The sequence below is a fragment of the Paenibacillus sp. FSL P2-0322 genome (assembly GCF_037975315.1).
GTDB classification, from domain to species: domain Bacteria; phylum Bacillota; class Bacilli; order Paenibacillales; family Paenibacillaceae; genus Paenibacillus; species Paenibacillus polymyxa_B.
On record NZ_CP150243.1, the window covers coordinates 1,690,977 to 1,710,865 of the forward strand.

The 19,889-nt window shown below is 45.1% G+C and carries 20 protein-coding genes and 1 pseudogene; 11 read left to right on the plus strand and 10 right to left on the minus strand.

Annotation, left to right across the window (positions count from 1 at the left end; translation table 11 throughout):
• Positions 1-27 precede the first annotated feature (27 nt).
• Complete coding sequence (locus MKY24_RS07425; protein ID WP_023987741.1) at positions 28-240, minus strand: helix-turn-helix transcriptional regulator; 213 nt, start codon at positions 238-240, stop codon at positions 28-30.
• Positions 241-524: 284 nt separating this feature from the next.
• Here MKY24_RS07425 and MKY24_RS07430 point away from each other — a divergent pair, with 284 nt between their 5' ends.
• The gene (locus MKY24_RS07430; RefSeq protein WP_339201674.1) at positions 525-929 is read left to right on the plus strand and encodes a hypothetical protein; all 405 of its coding nucleotides are present in this window, start codon (positions 525-527) and stop codon (positions 927-929) included.
• A gap of 41 nt (positions 930-970) precedes the next feature.
• Here the strand turns inward: MKY24_RS07430 and MKY24_RS07435 are convergent, their stop codons facing one another.
• From MKY24_RS07435 to MKY24_RS07445, 3 genes and pseudogenes are all read right to left on the minus strand, one after another.
• Positions 971-1,276 (minus strand): hypothetical protein, encoded by a 306-nt coding sequence (locus MKY24_RS07435; protein ID WP_023987743.1) that lies wholly within the window; start codon positions 1,274-1,276, stop codon positions 971-973.
• Between the two features lie 182 nt (positions 1,277-1,458).
• Positions 1,459-2,730: an MFS transporter gene (locus tag MKY24_RS07440; protein WP_339201677.1), complete on the minus strand. Its 1,272-nt coding sequence runs from the start codon at positions 2,728-2,730 to the stop codon at positions 1,459-1,461.
• Positions 2,731-3,024: 294 nt separating this feature from the next.
• Positions 3,025-3,187 (minus strand): annotated as a pseudogene (locus MKY24_RS07445) (hypothetical protein); the annotation flags it as partial.
• Between the two features lie 247 nt (positions 3,188-3,434).
• Here MKY24_RS07445 and MKY24_RS07450 point away from each other — a divergent pair.
• The 3 genes from MKY24_RS07450 to MKY24_RS07460 all read left to right on the plus strand — a co-directional run bounded on the left by MKY24_RS07450 (position 3,435) and on the right by MKY24_RS07460 (position 8,297).
• On the plus strand, positions 3,435-6,326 hold the full coding sequence (locus tag MKY24_RS07450; RefSeq protein ID WP_075153957.1) for a 2-oxoglutarate dehydrogenase E1 component: 2,892 nt from the start codon (positions 3,435-3,437) through the stop codon (positions 6,324-6,326).
• A gap of 5 nt (positions 6,327-6,331) precedes the next feature.
• Positions 6,332-7,630 (plus strand): 2-oxoglutarate dehydrogenase complex dihydrolipoyllysine-residue succinyltransferase, encoded by a 1,299-nt coding sequence (odhB, locus tag MKY24_RS07455; protein ID WP_071558987.1) that lies wholly within the window; start codon positions 6,332-6,334, stop codon positions 7,628-7,630.
• A gap of 136 nt (positions 7,631-7,766) precedes the next feature.
• Positions 7,767-8,297, plus strand: coding sequence for a YfiT family bacillithiol transferase (locus MKY24_RS07460; protein ID WP_339201680.1), 531 nt, complete (start codon positions 7,767-7,769; stop codon positions 8,295-8,297).
• A gap of 96 nt (positions 8,298-8,393) precedes the next feature.
• Here MKY24_RS07460 and MKY24_RS07465 read toward each other — a convergent pair whose 3' ends face one another.
• The 4 genes from MKY24_RS07465 to MKY24_RS07480 all read right to left on the minus strand — a co-directional run bounded on the left by MKY24_RS07465 (position 8,394) and on the right by MKY24_RS07480 (position 12,106).
• Positions 8,394-9,401: an alpha/beta fold hydrolase gene (locus MKY24_RS07465; RefSeq protein ID WP_023987748.1), complete on the minus strand. Its 1,008-nt coding sequence runs from the start codon at positions 9,399-9,401 to the stop codon at positions 8,394-8,396.
• Between the two features lie 25 nt (positions 9,402-9,426).
• Entirely contained in the window at positions 9,427-10,401 is a 975-nt protein-coding gene (locus MKY24_RS07470) for a type I phosphomannose isomerase catalytic subunit (protein WP_023987749.1), read from the minus strand.
• A gap of 169 nt (positions 10,402-10,570) precedes the next feature.
• Positions 10,571-11,152, minus strand: a complete 582-nt coding sequence (locus MKY24_RS07475; RefSeq protein ID WP_339201682.1) for a class I SAM-dependent methyltransferase — start codon at positions 11,150-11,152, stop codon at positions 10,571-10,573.
• Positions 11,153-12,106, minus strand: a complete 954-nt coding sequence (locus tag MKY24_RS07480; protein WP_028542970.1) for a TIGR01212 family radical SAM protein — start codon at positions 12,104-12,106, stop codon at positions 11,153-11,155.
• Between the two features lie 306 nt (positions 12,107-12,412).
• Between MKY24_RS07480 and MKY24_RS07485 the strand changes: the two genes are divergently transcribed.
• The gene (locus tag MKY24_RS07485; RefSeq protein WP_013309373.1) at positions 12,413-12,610 is read left to right on the plus strand and encodes a hypothetical protein; all 198 of its coding nucleotides are present in this window, start codon (positions 12,413-12,415) and stop codon (positions 12,608-12,610) included.
• A gap of 104 nt (positions 12,611-12,714) precedes the next feature.
• A complete protein-coding gene (gene trmB, locus MKY24_RS07490) occupies positions 12,715-13,428 on the plus strand; it encodes a tRNA (guanosine(46)-N7)-methyltransferase TrmB (RefSeq protein WP_023987752.1) in 714 nt (237 codons plus the stop codon).
• A 40-nt stretch (positions 13,429-13,468) separates the two neighbouring features.
• On the opposite strand, the gene MKY24_RS07495 is transcribed toward trmB, so the two are convergent.
• Together MKY24_RS07495 and MKY24_RS07500 are read right to left on the minus strand one after the other, a co-directional pair.
• Positions 13,469-14,641: a UDP-N-acetylglucosamine--LPS N-acetylglucosamine transferase gene (locus MKY24_RS07495; RefSeq protein ID WP_025722413.1), complete on the minus strand. Its 1,173-nt coding sequence runs from the start codon at positions 14,639-14,641 to the stop codon at positions 13,469-13,471.
• 12 nt (positions 14,642-14,653) lie between these two features.
• A complete protein-coding gene (locus MKY24_RS07500; RefSeq protein ID WP_013309376.1) occupies positions 14,654-15,181 on the minus strand; it encodes a phosphatase PAP2 family protein in 528 nt (175 codons plus the stop codon).
• Between the two features lie 610 nt (positions 15,182-15,791).
• Between MKY24_RS07500 and MKY24_RS07505 the strand changes: the two genes are divergently transcribed.
• From MKY24_RS07505 to MKY24_RS07525, 5 genes are all read left to right on the plus strand, one after another.
• Positions 15,792-17,030, plus strand: coding sequence for a glycosyltransferase family 2 protein (locus MKY24_RS07505; RefSeq protein ID WP_023987754.1), 1,239 nt, complete (start codon positions 15,792-15,794; stop codon positions 17,028-17,030).
• Positions 17,031-17,339: 309 nt separating this feature from the next.
• Positions 17,340-17,837, plus strand: a complete 498-nt coding sequence (gene infC / locus MKY24_RS07510; RefSeq protein ID WP_013309378.1) for a translation initiation factor IF-3 — start codon at positions 17,340-17,342, stop codon at positions 17,835-17,837.
• Positions 17,838-17,857: 20 nt separating this feature from the next.
• Positions 17,858-18,058, plus strand: coding sequence for a 50S ribosomal protein L35 (rpmI, locus tag MKY24_RS07515; protein ID WP_013309379.1), 201 nt, complete (start codon positions 17,858-17,860; stop codon positions 18,056-18,058).
• 52 nt (positions 18,059-18,110) lie between these two features.
• Positions 18,111-18,470, plus strand: a complete 360-nt coding sequence (rplT, locus tag MKY24_RS07520) for a 50S ribosomal protein L20 (RefSeq protein WP_007429517.1) — start codon at positions 18,111-18,113, stop codon at positions 18,468-18,470.
• Between the two features lie 377 nt (positions 18,471-18,847).
• Complete coding sequence (locus MKY24_RS07525) at positions 18,848-19,885, plus strand: BMP family protein (RefSeq protein ID WP_023987755.1); 1,038 nt, start codon at positions 18,848-18,850, stop codon at positions 19,883-19,885.
• Positions 19,886-19,889 lie beyond the last annotated feature (4 nt).

A 19,889-nucleotide genomic window follows, 5' to 3' on the forward strand; every position in this document is an offset into this window, starting at 1 on the left:
GAGGAGGGGAAAATAAACGGAAGGGATCTAGTCTGTATCATCCTCTACATACTCGATAACATCTTGAACATGGCAGTCTAGAGCTTTACAGATTTTATCTAGCGTATCAAATTTCACACCGTCTGTTTCTTCGTTGTAAAGTTTGGTGATTCCGTTTCTATGTAATCCAGTCATGCGGGAAAGCTCAGCAATATTTATTCGTTTTTCGCCCATAATACGGGAAAGATGAATCTTTATCATATTTTCCTCCAGCTAAATGCATTCTATAGTGTTAAAAAGCAACATCAAAGTATTGACAATAAACACTGTTCGATGTATTTTGAAAACAACAAAAATAACACTGTAATGTGCATTTGGTTTATTGAAATGTTATTTGTGAACGTCGTAGTAATATGCTTATCGTACCAAAACGTTTTACAATTAGCAATTAATTATCGTTCAACCACCTAGTTTGAAAAACTACCTGTAGAAGAAAGTATATTGGCAAATAAGAAACTTTGAACAAAGGAATGGAGCGAGGATATATGACAGAATGGGTAATGGGATTGGAACGGGTATCCATGGTTCAGGGGCCATATGATTTACCTTATATGTATGAGATATGCGAAGGGGTTCTTTATGACCATCAATACTTCTTTTACCTCGAAAATGGCATACTGTGTTTGCGCCATGTGAAGAAGGTGGAGCAATCATTTCATACACATCTTTACCTAGATGGAGAGAGCGGAGGATTGCAACTGGCAGAGGGTGTACAAGGGGAAGTTATGCAAGTTGTCACGGAGATCATCGAACGCTTACGCGCTAAGGATGGACTGACATTTTTATTCGATGAACTGCTGTGGCTACATGGTAGGGGACCCATTGAATTAAACCTTTTCAATAAGAAGGATGCAGTGACCCTAAGTGGCAGACAACTTGCGACGAAATAAATGAATTTTATGCTCTATATCATGGAACTTGTATAAAAAAATTATGATTTCAATGAATGTACCAGTTGTTGACTGATAAAAATGAGCGGATACCGAATCAATATGGTCAATTCCACCACAACAGCATCACCAGAGGGAGTAAATCCAAAATCACCTCCCAATAATATGTTTTGCTGCTGCTTTGATGAAGGAAATTCCGGTTCATCCAAGCCATAATGTTCTTTGAATCTCTCTTTCGTTTCATGATCTATGACAAGGTTATCCTGTGCAAAGGTATAGCACATAGGAACACTTAACTGTATTAAAAGAAGTAATGCAACGGGTATAAGCACTTTTTTGCTTTGCATGGTTAGCTCCTATGATCTCTGTTTTTGACCTCTTAACTTTTGTATCTACCATAATTGTATGTACTTGTCGAGCATTTGAGAGGAGATATGGATAAAGCCACTTCTGCACTGGATTCGGAGGCAGAAGTGGCAATTCAACAATCGCTGGCGGAATGGTCTGCTGTATGACTTTTTTAATTTGCCTATAAAGATTCCTGAAGGGTCTTGGAAGAAGTGCTGTAATCAGCATAACGGGGAAGCACAATAGTGTAGTATATTCCTACAATAACGGTACAGACCCCAACTAATAAAAACAAGAGCTCAATTGGAATAAATGAAGGGAAGCTTAAAGCAATGAAACCTAATGTAAGAGACTGGGACAGCATCATTAACGGATTAATCAAACCTTGCACTCGTCCCATCATTTGAGGATCTACAATACGAGGAAGCCATCCTCCTATACCAATGTTAATGAACGGAAGTATCAGTGCAATGACAAAATTGATAATCAGAAAAGCATAGAGGTGGTTAACAAATCCAAGTGTGCACATACCCATTCCGGCTACCAGAACTCCCGCTGCAATCATTTGGTGTAGCTTTAGCTTGGCGGAGATGAGAGATGCGATTAGGGTACCAAGCAACACACCAGCTCCAAAAATAATACCTGTCCATACCATATACTGCTCATAGTTGTCTGGAGCTAGCTTATATTTAAGAATAAACATCGGTAAAACGCTAAAACCACCATTTAAAATACCGAACATAAAAAAGCCTGAAACCAACCAAAGCAATAGTCTGTTGCGTAATATGTAAAGAAACCCCTGTTTAAAATCGATCATGACAAGTTTGAATTTTAATTGTTTGAATTGATGTGCTCCGTTCGGAAGGCGTACTTCCTTTGGAATTTTGCAGGAACGAATAAGCAGTGCAGACACAATAAAAGAAACAGCATCAATTAGGATGGCTCCAGTAATTCCAAAGTGCCAGTAAACGACGGCCCCTAGAGTTCCTCCAAATAACATGAAAAGACTCCCCATCATTTGATTGAGGCCTGCGGCAATGGTGTAATCATCTTCGTTTAATATCCCCTGTATAATGGCACTTTCGGCTGGGAAGAAAAATTTGGAGGCAGCACTACGGATGAAGAGGAGGGCAAATATCAAAGGAATCGAATCGACCCAAATAAAAATAAGCAAACATAAGGATAAAAAAGCGCTGATCCAGTCACAATTAACAGCAATTTTTTGTCGGTCCATCCGATCTGCTAGCACTCCAACCACGAGAAATACTACCAGCATCGGAAGCGAATACATTAACTCGGCAAGCGTTGCATAGTATGGCTGATTTGTAAACCGTTTCAACAAATAAAACATGAATGCAGTAACCCCGATAATTCCTCCCATTTGTGAGGCGAAGGTTGCCAGAAAAAACCTGACATAATTCTTGTTTCTGAGTACTTGTTTTAATCCAGTCACAGTTCCATCCCTTTCGCTTTCAAAGCGGTTTTTAGATGCCTAAGTAAAATAATAGTGAAAAGTAGGAATATTGTACAGAAAAGTGACTTTAATGTCACTTTAAGTTTGAATTTGCATCGTATCGGACCCTCTACCTTTTAAATTCTGCTGTTAACGTAATCATATTGGGGTGGACTGGGAAGTTGTTTTCAAAATGGTTTGGCGTAGTATGAGGAGCAACATAAACTTAAATAACCAGCCGTCGGTTGATATCTGACGGCTGGTTATTTAAGTTGCCAGGTGTTTGAGTCTGACTCACAAATGGGTGTCAGTCTTCAATCTTAATGAAGCTAAATCCTCGCCATTTGTAGTGATTACTTTTTTATACCAGTCAAAGCTTTTCTTCTTTTTGTGGAATGGCCTCTTTTAATTGTCCGATATGTTGTCTGAAATAATCCATACGGTAATTGTCTATAATGGGAGGGAGAATTACAGAATAGCCCGATTCATCTCATTTACGCATGGATATGTTGAGAAAAAGGAAATGCTCATAGCTAGAAAACTTTATACAATGGAAGAGGAATAAGAATTGTGAAATTCGACTTTTGATGAAGGATTTCATATAATGTGAGCATATTGTGAACAACTTAAATTGAAGACTTAATAAAAAAATGAAAATGATTTCCGTCCAGCTATGAATTTCAAAATTTGACGGAGGGAACGAGATGACAATGGAAGAGAGCAGCAGACAGGTACCTTGGCAGGCGTATTACGGACCTAATCTAGGTTATGTGCAGGACCAGTATGAAAAGTATGTAGCGGACCCCGGAACAGTTGATCCGGCTTACCGCGAGCTGTTTGATCAATGGGGTGAGCCGCCACAATCCGAATACTCGGCTGCTTCCATGATAGACAACAAATTGCAAGGCCCCCCCACAAGTGCTTTGGGGCACCTTGACTCGAACACATTGCAGAAAGCGGTTACAGCAGGGAAAATGGTGTGGAATATCCGTGAATACGGACATTTAGCCGCCCAAATCGATCCGCTGGAACTGGATGCAGAGCAGGATACACGCTTGCTTAATCCAGCATCTTACGGTTTAACTGAACAAGACTTAAAGGCTTTTCCAGCCTCTTTAATATGGGATAACGCTCCTGCGGGAACACTTAACGGATGGGAAGCCATTCAACGGTTACGTGTAGCATACACAGGTCCGATTGCCTATGAATTTAGTCATATTCATAACGAGGAGGAACGCCGCTGGCTGAACAGCTATGCAGAATCCGGCTGGTCCTCCAAGCCACTCACAACACAGGAACGCAAGTCGTTGCTGGGCAGATTGGTAGAAGTAGAACAGTTCGAAGAGTTTTTGCATAAAACATTCGTCGGACAGAAACGTTTTTCGATTGAGGGTAATGATGTGCTTGTCCCTGTACTCGACGAGATTATTCGTCTAACCACAAATGCAGGAGCAAGTCATGTCCTGATGGGTATGGCGCATCGCGGCCGTTTGAATGTACTGGCTCATGTGCTGGGCAAGCCTTACAGTAAAATTTTCTCTGAATTTCATCATTCGCCGAATAAAGATTTGATCCCGTCGGAAGGTTCCACAGGAATTAACTACGGCTGGACTGGCGATGTGAAATATCATCTGGGTGCTGATCGTTTTGTAAAAGATGGGGGAGCGGTGCAGGCCCGTCTGACATTGGCGAATAACCCAAGTCACCTGGAATATGTGAATCCAGTGGTACAAGGATTTTCACGAGCTGCACAGGAAGACCGCAGTGAGGCTGGTTATCCGAAGCTGGATGTGAGCAAGGCAGCTACAATTATTATGCACGGTGATGCGGCTTTCCCAGGTGAAGGTATCGTGGCAGAATCACTTAATTTCACCAATTTGCGTGGCTTCCGTAATGGCGGCACGGTCCATATTATTGTGAATAATCGTCTGGGTTTTACAACGGAAAGTGTCGATTCCCGTTCGACCCGTTATGCCAGTGATCTGGCTAAAGGCTATGAAATTCCAATTGTGCATGTGAACGCGGATAATCCCGAAGCTTGTATTGCAGCAGCTCGTATGGCTGGCGAATACCGCAATCGTTTCAAGAAGGATTTTCTGATTGATCTGATTGGTTACCGTCGTTATGGTCACAATGAATCCGATGACCCGGAAACAACACAACCACTGGTATATCGTAAGGTGAAGAATCATCCGACGGTGAGCAAATTGTATGCTCAAAAACTGATGAAGCAGGGAATTGTGGATGAAGCGTTTAGTGCCGGCCTTATTGAAAAGGTCCAAACCAGACTGAAGGAAGCGCATGAGCATGTGAAGAATCAACCGGAACAAGAGCCGGAAATGACTCCTGTGAAGGCGAAAAAGAATCAGAGTTCTATGGTACGTACTGCAGTGGAATTGAAAAAGCTGCGCCAAATCAATGAAAACTTGCTCAAATGGCCACAGGCTTTTCATGTATATCCGAAGCTGGATCGAATTTTACAGCGTAGAAAAACCGCTCTGAACGAGGGAGAAAAGGTAGATTGGAGCTTGGCGGAGACGCTGGCTTTGGCCACCATTCTCGCAGACGGCAAGCCTATTCGTATGACAGGTCAGGATGCGGAGCGAGCTACATTTGCTCACCGTAACCTCGTGCTGCATGAGCCTGAAACAGGCCGTACACATTGCCCGTTGCATACTTTGCCGGAAGCACGTGCTTCGTTCAGTATTCATAACAGTCCATTGTCTGAGGCATCTGTCCTCGGCTTTGAATACGGCTATAACGTGTATTCTCCTGAAACGTTAGTGATTTGGGAAGCGCAATTCGGCGATTTTGCCAACTGTGCACAGGTTATTTTTGACCAATTCATTTCTGCGGGCCGTGCTAAATGGAGACAGAAATCGAGTCTGGTGATGCTGTTACCGCATGGTAGCGAAGGACAAGGACCAGAGCACACGAGCGCACGTCTGGAGCGTTTTCTCCAGTTGTCCGCACAAAATAACTGGACTGTCGCTAATTTGAGCAGTGCCTCTCAGTATTTCCATCTGCTGCGCCGTCAGGCTGCATTAAGCGAAAGTGAGGAAGCCCGTCCACTTGTGATGATGTCGCCGAAGAGCCTGATTCGTAATAATCGTGTCGCTTCGCCTGCTTCTGAATTCAGCGAAGGAGCGTTCCGTCCTGTGTTGGAACAGCCTGGTCTGGGGGCACGTCCGGATCGTGTAGAGCGCATTGTACTGTGCAGTGGCAAGATTGCCATTGATCTCGAAGAAGCATTGGAAAAGGATAAGAATGAGGCAGAAGAGCGTCTGCATATTATTCGTGTGGAGCAGCTATACCCTTTCCCGGAAGAGGAAATTCGGAATATTTTCGGCCGCTTCCCGCATGTTAAGGAGTTCGTATGGGCTCAGGAAGAACCTAAAAATATGGGGGCTTGGAGTTACATTGAACCTCGTCTGCGGAATGTAGTGCCACAGGGAGCGGAAATTCGTTACGCAGGCAGACCAGATCGTTCAAGCCCGGCCAGCGGTTATCAGCAAGTACACAGCCTAGAACAACAGCGAATTATTCAATCGGCGTTGAAGCAGGATTCCAAAAACAATATTACACTTGGGAGGTAGCGGCTGTGAGCGATATTATAGTGCCAGCAATGGGAGAATCCATCACGGAAGGAACAATCTCCAAATGGCTTGTGAAGGAAGGGGATTCCGTAGGACAGGGAGATGTTCTACTGGAGCTGGAAACCGATAAGGTCAATCTGGAAATTAGTGCGGAAGAAGCAGGTGTGGTCCAGAAAATCCTTCGTCAGGAGGGAGATACTGTGGTCATCGGTGAAGCTGTTGGCTTGATCGGAAGCGGCAGTGGTGATGCGGAATCAACCGGTGCTGGAGAAGTTGCAGCGACTCAAGCGCCTGAAGCACCGTCCGTAGCGACTTCACCGTCTTCCGTAGGAGGCGGCGTTAAAGCAGAAGAAAAGTCTGCATTGCCTATTTCATCGAATGGCGACGGGAATGGCCAGACGGCATCACCATCCGCCCGGAAGTTGGCGCGTGAGCGCGGGATTGATCTTGAACAGGTACAGGGAAAGGACCCGCTCGGACGTGTTTTCCAGGAGGACGTAAAAACGCATAACAGCGCTGAAGTGTCACGTGCAGCATCTGTACCTACGTCTCCCGCTACTAGCAAGCCTGCGCCTCCGTCTCCAGCACAAACGGAGTACAGCAAGCCTGTGGAACGCCAGCGGATGTCTCGACGCAGAGCGACGATCGCTAAGCGTCTTGTTGAAGCACAGCAAACAGCTGCCATGCTCACCACTTTTAATGAAGTGGATATGACTGCCATTCTCGATGTGCGTAAACGCCGTAAAGATAAGTTTAAGGAAAAACATGATGTAGGTTTGGGCTTTATGTCCTTCTTTACAAAGGCAGTGGTTGGTGCACTCAAGCGCTTCCCTACCGTGAATGCAGAAATTAATGGCGATGATATCGTACTGAAAAAATACTATGATATCGGGATTGCTGTATCTGCCAAGGAAGGTTTAGTCGTGCCAGTTGTAAGGGATGCTGATCGTCTCGGCTTTGCTGAGATCGAGAAGAGCATTGCAGATTTGGCTGGCAAAGCTCGCTCCAATTCACTTTCTCTGGCCGACTTGCAAGGGGGAACTTTTACTATAACCAATGGAGGTATTTTCGGTTCCCTGCTGTCTACGCCAATTCTCAATACGCCGCAAGTGGGTATTTTGGGAATGCATAAAATCCAACTTCGCCCGATTGCCATCGACGAGGAACGCATGGAAAATCGTCCGATGATGTATATCGCGTTGTCCTACGATCACCGGATTATTGATGGTAGTGAGGCGGTTCGTTTCCTGGTAACGGTTAAAGAATTGCTGGAAGATCCGGAATCATTGTTACTGGAAGGATAAAATAAAGGTAAGTGGATCTTCTCTTTACGTGTATGACAAAAGCAGACTCTTGCGAGTCTGCTTTTTTTCCTGCATAGTTATAACATAAGGCAACTGATATGACAGGCAGTAGATGTAGAGAAGGGCGGGAACTGTTTTGGGCAAAGACTTGCGCTATCCGATAGGATCACTCGTTGTTCCAGATACCATTACAGAAGAACAGCTTATCGCATGGATTCACGATATTGCTGAATTGCCTGCACAACTACGTCAGGCGGTCGAAGGACTGAATGAGCAGCAGCTAAATACGCCTTATCGCGAAGGGGGCTGGACGATTCGGCAGGTAGTTCATCATGTGGCAGACAGCCATATGAACAGCTATATCCGTTTTAAGCTGGCACTGACGGAGGATACACCCACGATCAAGCCATATGATGAGGGGCGTTGGGCCGAAATACCAGACGCCAGGGAGCTTCCACTGGAACCTTCGTTGCAATTGCTAGAAGGACTGCATGAACGGTGGGTGACCGTGTTGCGATCGTTGGGAGAAGATCAGCTACATCGATCGTTTATTCATCCTGAATCGGGCCGGACGATCCGCCTGGAACGAAACATCGGCATCTATGCCTGGCATGGCAAACATCATACAGCTCATATTACTTCCTTGAGAGAACGAAATGCATGGTGATTTTTAAAACTATACCCAAATGAAATATAAAGGAATTAAAAAGAAACCTTCAATCCCACTTTGATCGTGGTTTTAAAGGTTTCTTTTCTTATTTCCTCACAAGGCTGATGACTTGGGCGAGTTTGATTGTTCAGGTGCCTCGAAGGCTCCAGACAATGCGGAAACAGAGGTCACCCCTGTGTTAACATGACGGTCGAGCCAGTCTACGATGTCACTCATCACCTCGTCGCGGTTTGTTTCATGCAGCATCTCATGGCGACCGTCAGGATAGAGGCGATACTCCATGTCCTGAAGCTCTAGGCTTCGATACATTTCCACTAGTGACAACACACCTTTACCGAACAAACCCACTGGATCACGATCCCCGGCAAAAATATAAACTGGCAGTTTGGGATTGATGTGTTTCAGCGAGGAAGGCCAGTGGATTTCTTGCAATAGCCTGAAAAAATCCAGAAAAAAGCCTGTCGTGCAAATAGCTCCACATAATGGGTCATGTACGAACTGATCTACTTCCTCAGGATCACGGGACAGCCAGTCAAACGCCGTACGCACTGGACGAAAGGCGCGGTTAAAGCCGCCAAAGACCATAGCGTTGAGCAGCATGCTGCGATGATCCATTCCTTGCAGCTTGGCTTGCAGTAGAGCAACTTGCTCTCCGAGCTTTAGGAGACCACGTCGTCCGTTGGTTCCCGATAAAATAAACCCGTGATACGTTTGCCTATCATCATACATAATTTTCTGGGTTAAAAAGGACCCCATGCTGTGACCCAGCAAAAAACGAGACTGATCAGGGAATTCCTTAGCCGCAATTTCGCCTAGCTCCAGCATGCCGTTTGCCATTCGATTAAACGCATTAGCTCCCGGCATACCCAGCTTATCAGGATCACCAGCCGTGCGCCCGTGACCGATATGATCGTTGGCATACACACCATAACCGCAACCAGTAAGCTTTTCGGCCAGTCGAATGTAGCGATAGGATGTCTCGCACATACCATGCGAAATTTGAACAATCCCCTTAATGGGCAAATTCTGATCAGGCAGCCAGCGGTAGGCAAAAAGCTCTGTTCCGTCATTTTCAGCGATAGTGAAGGTGTATTCCCGCATAATTAGACATCACATCCTTTAAGCTTTAAGGAAGATAAGATCTAAGTACGGTCATTCCGTCATTCAGCGTGTAACCGCTCAGGTTAGCAGGCAACAGGAAGCAATCTCCAGCTTTACAGGAAAGAGACTCGGTATTATTGTTCCATGTTATGGTCCCACTGCCTTCACAAATCACGAGAATGGTGAAGCTGTCTTCCGTTGTAGAAAGTGCCCAACTTCCATCTACGATACCCTTTTCCACAACAAAATACTCACAGGCAGCCAGCTGGAGCCATTTTCCAGGCTGTAAGCCGTCCGTTTTCATCGTTGTTGCACCTGCACCCTCGTAGGAGGTTACATTGAGGGAATCCTCGATATGCAACTCACGAGGCTTGCCGTCTAGTCCGGGGCGATTGTAGTCATATAAGCGATAGGTAGTATCCGAATTTTGCTGGATTTCAGCAACGACAACGCCTGCACACAGTGCATGTACGGTTCCGGCGGGAATGAAGAACGTATCGCCTGCTTCGACTGGAACCTGGCGCAAACTGCCGAGGATGTCCCCACTTTCAAGAGCTGTGCGCAGACTCTCGCGAGTTACACCTTCGGTCAGACCATAAATAATCTTGGCATCTGGCTTGGCATCAAGCACGTACCACATTTCAGTTTTCCCTAATTCTCCGGCTGGAAGTCCTGCGTAATCATCTGTCGGATGCACCTGAACGGATAAGTCATCATTACAATCCAGTAGTTTGATCAAAAGTGGAAATCGTCCGCCTTTTTCCGATACACCCTTGGCCCCGAGCCAATCCTGCCCGTAGGTCTCACGGATTTCATCCAGTCCTTTGCCTGCCAGCTCACCATTGATGACCGTTGTTGTTCCGTTTGGATGATCGGCAATCATCCATCCTTCCCCGATATGTCCTTCTGGTGGGGTTAGACCAAATTGCTCTAAGGCCCGTCCTCCCCAAACTCTCTCTTTGAACTCAGGTTGAAATTGCAGCGGGTATGGCTTTAGCATAATTTCTCTCCTCCATAATGAGTAATGAGTGCGACCTAACAGAATAGGGAAATCAATAACGTGCCGCTGGGGCAATAAACTGGGATGAATAGCGCCCAAACGAGCTTGAAAAATGATATATGTAAGGCGGCTAAAAAAGCCGCTCATAACCTGAGTTTAAAATCCGACATTATTTCTTTTCAACCGCCACTACGTAAGGCGAAGCGGCTCGTTGTAATTGACGATAAATAATGCTTTGACTGCTGGAGACCGGGAGAGCTGAAGCCCATTGAAGGACGGCTTCTGCTTCTTCGCTGCCTCCAGCATGCCCTGGATAGAGTACGGCAGTCAGAATGCCGCGTGGTCGCAGCAATTGTAAGGCAGCATCAAGTGCGACGAGCGTGCTGTCTGTATGGGTGATGACAGTAGGATCGGCGCCTTCGGAAGGCAAGTAGCCGAGGTTAAACATGACCGCAGCGACTTTGCCATGCAGCATGTCCGGAACGGCCTCCTGCATTTGCTCATGACCTTGTAGCAGTAGCGATACTTCTGCTAATGAAGGCGAAGCGTTTTCTTCCAGTCGACGACGGGCGCAATGCAGTGCTTCTTGCTGGATGTCGAAGCCATAGACACGGCCCCGTTTGCCAGCAGCTTTTGCCAGAAACAACGTATCTGCTCCTGTGCCGACGGTGGCATCTATAGCAGTATCACCTGGCTGCACCCGCGCAGCCACCAATTGATGAGCGTAGCTCAGGACGGATAGGAACCCCATTTAAGGTTGCCTCCAGTATTTTCCCTGCCACGTTTCACGTGACTTCAGTTCATGATCGATGGCATTAAGCACTTCCCATTTTTTAAGCGACCACATGGGTCCTACTAGCAAATCGCGTGGGGCATCTCCGGTTAACCGATGAACGATCATTTCGGGAGGTAAAATCTCCAGCGTATCAACTATCAGCTTAACGTATTCGTCCTTTTCCAGAAAGCGTAGCAATCCCGCTTCATACTGCTTGACCATGGGCGTTTTGCGCATGAGATGCAGCAGGTGGATTTTGATGCCCTGCACATCCATAGCCGCTACTGCACGTCCCGTATCGAGCATCATTTCATGCGTCTCTTGGGGCAGACCATAAATAATGTGGGCGCACACGCGGATATTCCGCTTGCGCAGCTTTTCCACCGCATCCAGATAGCATTGAGTATCATGAGCACGGTTAATCAGCTCTGAGGTCGATTCATGGACAGTTTGCAGACCCATTTCAACCCACAGGTACGTGCGTTCGTTTAGCTCGGCAAGGTAATCCACTACATCGTCAGGCAGGCAATCAGGACGTGTAGCGATGGACAGACCGACAACGCCTGGCTGCTCCAGAATAACCTCAAAGTATTCTCGCAGTTCCTCAACGGGAGCATACGTATTAGTGTAGGCTTGGAAATAGCCAATATATTTGGCGTTTGGCCATTTTAGATGCTGCCGATCCCGAATCGTATTGAACTGGGTGACCAGATCATCACGACGACGCCCAGCAAAATCACCCGATCCGCGTGCGCTACAAAAGGTGCAACCCCCTTTAGCGATGGAACCATCGCGATTCGGACAGGTAAAACCCGCATCCAGCATGACTTTGAACACTTTATTTTGAAATTGCTCACGCATTTCGTAATTCCAAGTATGGAACCGTTTATCTCCCCACAGGAGAGGAGCAGGCAATAAATCTGTTTTCATGGGTGTACTCCTTTTTTTACGATCACCCTATTGTAACAAAAATCAGTCTTCATTGGGAATCATTTGACCGAACAAGTCAATAAAATGTGCGGATTTTATGGCGTTGCGGATTGAAAAAGGTTACACAATGTGTTATATTGTAAGCGGTACCAGACATACAATAAAAGGACTGTTTTCGATCCTGAAGATAAAAGTTATCCGTTGCTAATGATTATTCTTCAGGGAGGCAGCTATGCTGTTTCTATCGCCTGTTTTAGGGTAAGTGCACGTCGGTTCCATCACAAATAACCCGTGAGGTGATCTTTTATGAATGCGCAGGATAAGACGCGTATGGATAAAGTTACTGTTGAGTTAACCTTTGATGAGGCGTTGGCATTGACTGGTGTCCGTTTTGGGCAGGATCGTCAGATTGGAACGACCGCACGTCAAAAAATCAGAGCGGCTTGCCAAAAGACAATTGATTTTTCACCTGCTGATGGGGTAGACTATGAACAATTAAATTAGTTGGACCCCAATCCAAATATATTGAAAAAGGAATTTCATTTCCGTATCTTCAAGCGGGGGTGAAATTCCTTTTTCCTTGATAACAGAGTATATGGAGGAGTAACATGCGTTTACGCGGAAGAAAAGGAATACGGGAAAGTCTGGAAGAACAGCAGGATCTAGTCATCTTGGAGCCGGCACAGTATAAGGGGAAATGGCAGCAGGTTTTTGGTAATGATCGTCCCATTCATGTGGAATTCGGTATGGGTAAAGGGCAATTTATAAGCCAAATGAGCTTCCGGAATCCGGAGGTTAACTATATTGGCTTTGATATGTATGATGAGCTGGTTCGCCGTGCAACAGAAAAGTCTCGTCTGGCCTGGAGTAATTCAGAGGTTGATACGCCGCCTAATATCAAATTGGCACTGGCAAACATTGAACAGATCGAGAATGTTTTTGAACCAGGAGAGATTGAACGCATTTATCTGAATTTTAGTGATCCCTGGCCTAAAGCCAAGCATGCACGTCGTCGTTTGACGCATCCGCGTTTTTTGGACAAGTACCGTCAGCTTTTGAACAGCAAAGGACAAATTCATTTTAAGACCGATTCGGAGACACTGTTTGAGTTTTCTCTGAATTCGTTTGCCGATAGCGGTTTGCAGATGACGAATATTTCGTTAAACCTTCATCGTGAGGGGATCAACGAAGAGCATGTCATGACGGAATATGAACAAAAGTTCATGGGCAAAGGTATGAATATTCATCGAGTCGAGGTGCTGATCGGCAAAGATGCTTTGGAAGAGTACGGAAAAACACGTCTCGAAAAGTATGGGAAATAAAAACAGATCAAACGGATAAAATAAGACAGGGTGCTTCCTTTTAGGAAAGCACCCTGTTCGGTTCCAGTATATCCAGAATACTCTGTGCGCTCTGAAGAGGATAATATCGCGCTACATTATGGACGTGCTCCTGTCGCTTGCGGACGATTTCTGGAAAATCGTGTAGCAGTCGGTTCATCCATTTAACGACAACATCCAGCGAAGTAATCGGTTCTCCGAAGCCTTGAGCCGTAAAGTATTGACAATTTTCCTCCTCCTGTCCAGGGAGAGGTTTGTGAAACAGCATCGGAATCCCTTTGGCCAATCCCTCGGTGCATGTCATTCCGCCGGGTTTGGTGATGAGCAGATTCGATACCTCCATTAATTTGTCGATTTCCCGTGTAAATCCGAAGATATGAATATTTGGATGATTAAACCTAGGATCCAATTGCATTTTACGACGAATTTTATCATTATGCCCCAAACAAAAAATAAATTGAATGTTTTCTCTCCACTGAGTAAGCGAACGATGTATGACTTCGTCATTCATAAGGCCCCAGCCGCCACCCATAACGAGTACGGTCGGGATGGGTTTAAGTCCAAATTGTTCTCTAATTTCATCGTGCCCAGGATGTTCCCAAAAATTTGGATGAACGGGAATGCCGGTCACCTGGATTTTCGAGACGGGTACTCCGCGCGCGCGCAGCTTACGCATGACTTCAGGCGTAGATACAAAGTACCGGTCAACCTCGGGACTAATCCATGTTCCATGTGCATCGTAGTCTGTAATGACAGTACAAAGCGGAACATGTAAACCTAAGCGCTTCAAACGTGAAATTACCGCGCTTGGGATGGGGTGAGTACATACCACCAAATCGGGACGAAGCTGCCGGAGAATGTTTCGGGTCTGCGTGTAGAACAGACGGTGCAAAGCGAGCGTTGTAAGACGGTTTAATGATTTTTTGTACTGATGACGGTAAACCAATCCGACTAGGCGAGGCTGCGATACAACAGTCTTCTTGTATGCTGTAATAATAAGCGGGGCCATTCTTGGATTCAAAAAACTCCCCAGCTCCAGCACTCTTGTCTGCACATTCGGAGAAAGCTTCCGCAAACTGCTTGAGAGCGCGTAGGCAGCTTGAGTATGTCCGGCACCGAAACCTTCCGATAATAATAACACTCGTTTTTTAGCCACTCTCATTTCACCTGTTCCTGCTGGGATGTTCTCAATCATACCATATCGGCTTTAAGGCCAGAATGCAACCGTTCCTATTGCTGCAGACGTTCCGATGACCGCTCCTGCGAGTACATCCGTTGGGTAGTGGAGACCCAGATAAATCCGAGAAAAACCTACAATTGTCGCTACAGGCAACAGCAACAGTGTTAGCATCGGTGACTGTAGCATAAAAGGCACGGTAGCTGAAAAAATAGCGGTCGTGTGCCCTGAGGGAAAAGAATGGTCCGACAAGGGGTTGCGGAATGTATTTGTACCTGGTAGCGCCAAATACGGGCGAATCCGCGGATACAGCCTTTTAACGATAGCTACGGGGATGTGACTGACCCCGAGAGCGATGGCTCCCTTCATACCGGAATCTTTCCACGGATTCGGAGCGAGCCACCAAATAAGGAGTGTGGAGGCTATAGTAAAGGTAGCCCCACCTAAATGTGTGAGATAATAAAGCCAGAAGTTCAAAAAACGGTTGTGTAAGCGTCCGTTGATCCATTTGAACAACTGCTGCTCCAGATTTACAAGTTTTACGACTAGACGTTGCATTTGGTTTCCTCCGGTTGCCGGTTCAGGTCAGTCGGCAAATATTTTGAGTCATTTTGACATAATCAGACCATAAGTAATTATTCTCTTGCTCTCATCATATTTTTAAACGCTGTTCATTTCAAGAATCACTAAAGATTCATAAATTACTTGGTTCAATTCTACACAAAAATGTTAATGGAATATAAGCCGAATTGTATAACTTTCTTTGCGTTCATCCGTCTAATAAGATAGAGTGTTTAGAAGTGGTTGCTAATTGGCCCACAAAAAGGAGGGACCAAAGAAATAAAAAGTTAGCAAATGGATGAAAATAAGACCTAAGCGTCATGAATGAGAAGCCCAGCGCCGCATTCCCGGTTCAAACGGGAGTTTGTTGTGTTTTTTTGCTGCTGAGACCAGTTTAAGGGCTTTGACAAAAGATTGAAAACCAACGAAAATCGTAATGGCATTCCTGTGTCAGCCAAAAGGGGGCTGCGCACAGCCAATGAAGAAAGCAAGGGTCGGGTCAAAAACTACAGAAAAGGCGCGCAAAGCGCCGCAACTTGCGCTACACAGATAGAAAACAAACAAACGCAAGATTTTAAGGGGTATAAAAAGGGGGTAACAAGAGATCATGTTAGACGCTATTTTCGTGACGCTCCAGATCATACTGGCGGTGATCGCAGTCTATCAGTTTGCATTCTCCTTGTTCGGATTGGTTCGCAAGAAAAGGAAAGAGCACGCGGCTCCAGAAAAATCATTTGCCATTTTAGTCGCTGCCCACAATGAAGAACAGGTTGTCGGAGCATTGATGGAAAATTTGAAGCAACTTGATTATCCGAAGGAACTTTACGATGTGTTCGTAATCTGTGATAACTGTACAGATAAGACTGCGGACATCGTTCGCGCTCACGGCATGAATGCTTGTGAACGTACGAACCCGAATCTGCGTGGTAAAGGCTACGCTATTGAGTGGATGCTCAAGGAATTATGGGCTATGCCGCGCCAATATGATGCTATTGTCATGTTTGATGCTGACAATTTGGCGCATACCAATTTCTTGAGTGAAATGAACAATGATCTGTGTACAGGTGCCCGTGTTATTCAGGGGTACATTGATACTAAGAATCCTGAGGATTCTTGGATTACAGCGGCATACGGGGTATCTTATTGGTACATCAACCGTTTGTGGCAGCTGTCACGTCACAATCTGAACATGGCTAATTTCCTCGGTGGTACAGGCATGTGCTTTGAAACAAATCTGCTTAAGGAAATGGGCTGGGGTGCGACAAGTCTGGTAGAGGATTTGGAATTCACCATGCGCTGCACACAGTGCAACGTATATCCAAGATTTAATTACGATGCCAAGGTATATGATGAAAAGCCGTTGACATTCAAGGCCTCGTCAAGACAGCGTCTGCGCTGGATGCAAGGTCACTTCACTGTTGCTCGTCGTTATTTCTTCCCGTTGCTGTGGCAAAGTATCAAGCATAGAAGCCTGATTAAATTCGATATGGCTCTTTATGGTCTGAACGTGTATATCGTACTGCTCACCTTCTTGATGACAGTAGCGATGTGGATAGATATCGCCTTCTTTGGTGGACCTAATATCGAGAACATCTATGTACAGTTACCAGCTTGGACTGGTGTTATAGCTATTGGTCTGAATGTTGCTACTTTTGTGATCGCAATGATTTTGGAAAAGGTCACATTCAAAAAAGTATATCTGTACTTATTGCTGTTCCCGATCTATGCGATTTCGTGGTATCCGATTACGGTCTATGCGTTCTTTACACAGAACAATAAGCAATGGAGCCATACCCAGCATACGCGTGTCGTTCGCTTGGAAGAGGTTCAAAGTAAGCAAGGTTAATTGGACGGTGAAATAGGACTGAAGATCGGTGTCATTCATTTTTCATTAAAGGGTTGACACCACGATTGCACCGTGATAAGATATTCGAGTATGTTAATTGAAAAGATGGATTAACAAGTAGAAGGTCCGACTTCTCACCTGCCCGGTATTGCCGGCTGGTCATGATCCAATGATTTGTGAATTGAACTTTCATGATGAATTGAGTATCAGACAGGGATGTCGGCTGTGTAGTCGTCATCCCTTTTTTGTGCTTAAACACAATACAACAATAACAGGTTCTGGAGGTGGAGGGTTATTAGTAAGGAACATATGATCAATGATGAGATTCGGGTGAGAGAAGTACGTCTAGTTGGTGCAAATGGGGAACAAATCGGGATTACACCGACGCGTGAAGCTTTGCAAATGGCGATTGACGCAAACTTGGATCTCGTGAACGTGGCGCCTCAAGCGAAGCCGCCCGTGTGTCGGATTATGGATTACGGAAAATTCCGCTATGAGCAACAGAAGAAAGAAAAGGAAGCCCGTAAAAACCAGAAGATCGTTGACATCAAAGAGGTATGGTTCCGTTCCAACATCGAGGAACATGACTACCAAACCAAGTTTCGCAATGTGGTGAAGTTCCTGAATGAAGGGGACAAGGTGAAATGCTCCGTTCGTTTCCGCGGTCGTGAAATTACTCATGCTAATGTGGGTCAAAAAATTCTCGAACGTGTGAAATTGGAAGTTGCTGATCTTTGTACCGTGGAGCGCCAACCCAAGCTCGAAGGACGCAGCATGATTATGATATTGGCTCCAAAGAGTCAATGACAAATTAAGGAGGAAGTTCAATGCCTAAAATGAAAACACATAGCAGCCTTAAAGGCCGCTTCAAAATTACCGGTACTGGTAAAGTAATGCGTTACAAAGCTTACAAAAACCATTTGCTTTCCCACAAATCCAAACGTGCAAAACGCGTTCTGGGTACTAACCCTGAGATGGCACCTGGGGACGTTAAACGTCTGAAACAAGGTCTTGCTAACCTGAAATAGCACTAGCACTGCAATGAATGAAGTATAAACATTATTTGGGAGGTCTATTGATATGGCAAGAGTAAAGGGCGGATTCGTCGTTCGTCGTCGTCATAAAAAAGTATTGAAGCTTGCTAAAGGTTATTTTGGTTCCAAACACCGCATTTTTAAAACAGCTAACGAGCAGGTAATGAAATCGCTTGTTTACGCATACCGTGACCGTCGTCAGACGAAACGTAACTTCCGCAGACTGTGGATCGTGCGTATCAACGCAGCAGCTCGTTTGAACGGTTTGTCTTACAGCAAATTGATGCACGGCCTGAAATTGGCTGGTGTGGACATTAACCGCAAAATCTTGGCTGATCTTGCAGTCAATGATATTAATGCATTCAACTCTTTGGCAACTGTTGCTAAAGGCAAAATCAACGCTTAATTATTAATAATGAAGCGTGGAAACCGCGAAAGTGGTAAAAAGGTATCCCAAGCAGTACGCTGTGTAGGGATGCCTTTTTTTGTACATACTCAATGTTACGGTAAAGACTTCGTTTTCTCCAAAATACGAATAAATATGACGTGAGATGGAAGAATGTATGTTTTTTTTAACTTTGTAGCGCTTACATTGATGGAACTTTAAAAAAAATTGACCCAAGGTTATTAATTGTCTAGATTTTAGCCGATCATAATTGTATAATCTCTAAAGTAAGTCTTCTGTACGATCTGTCTCGTCAGTAAATGACATGCATGAGCATGTACATGTTCAAAGAAAAGAGACAGTCCAGGGATCTAACACTAAGGGGGAACAGTATCAGCATGAAGAAAATGTTCAGTATGTCTTTGGTTATGCTGCTGGCGATCTCGGTCATTCTCGCAGGCTGCGGTAACAAAAATCAAGGTGCGTCCAACGCAAATGGTGGAGACACAGGTGGTTCTGCCAAAACATCGAATGTCCAAATTGGCATGGTTACAGATGTGGGTGGAGTAAACGACAAATCGTTTAACCAATCTGCTTGGGAGGCACTACAAGCCACTGAGAAAGAATCAGGCGCTAAAGTTAAATACCTGCAAAGTAAATCCGATCAAGATTATATTCCTAACCTGAACCAATTTGTTAAGGGTGATTTTAACTTGACTTGGGGAATCGGTTTTAATCTGGCGAATGCGATTGGACAAGTAGCGAAAGACAACCCAAGCAAAAACTTGGCGATCATTGACAGTGTCGTGGATGCGCCTAACGTGAAATCGGTTGTTTTTGCTGAAAATGAAGGTTCCTTCTTGGTGGGGGTTGTAGCTGGTAAACTTACCAAAACAAACAAAATTGGTTTTGTGGGTGGACAAGACAGCCCGTTGATCAAACGTTTTGAAAAAGGATTCGAAGCAGGAATTAAAGCTGTAAATCCAAATGCAAAATTGGAAGTTAACTACACAGGTGCATTTGATAAGCCGGACCTGGGTAAAGCAGCAGCTGCGACGATCTATAACAGCGGTGCGGATATTATTTTCCATGCAGCTGGCGGATCTGGTACAGGTGTATTTAACGAAGCACTCGCACGTAAGCAACAAGGGCAGCAAGTATGGGTTATTGGCGTAGATAAAGACCAATCGCTTGAGTTTGGTGACGACGTAACATTGACTTCGATGGTAAAACGTGTAGATGAAGCTGTAAAACGCGTATCTAAAGAAGTGATTGACGGTAAATTTAAGGGCGGTGTCGAGACACTGGCTCTGAAGGATAATGGTATTGGTTTGGCAGACACATCAACGAAAAACGTACCTAAAGACGTGCTTGATCTTGTAGAACAATACAAGCAAAAAATTATTAAGGGCGAAATTACAGTTCCTTCGAAATAAGTTT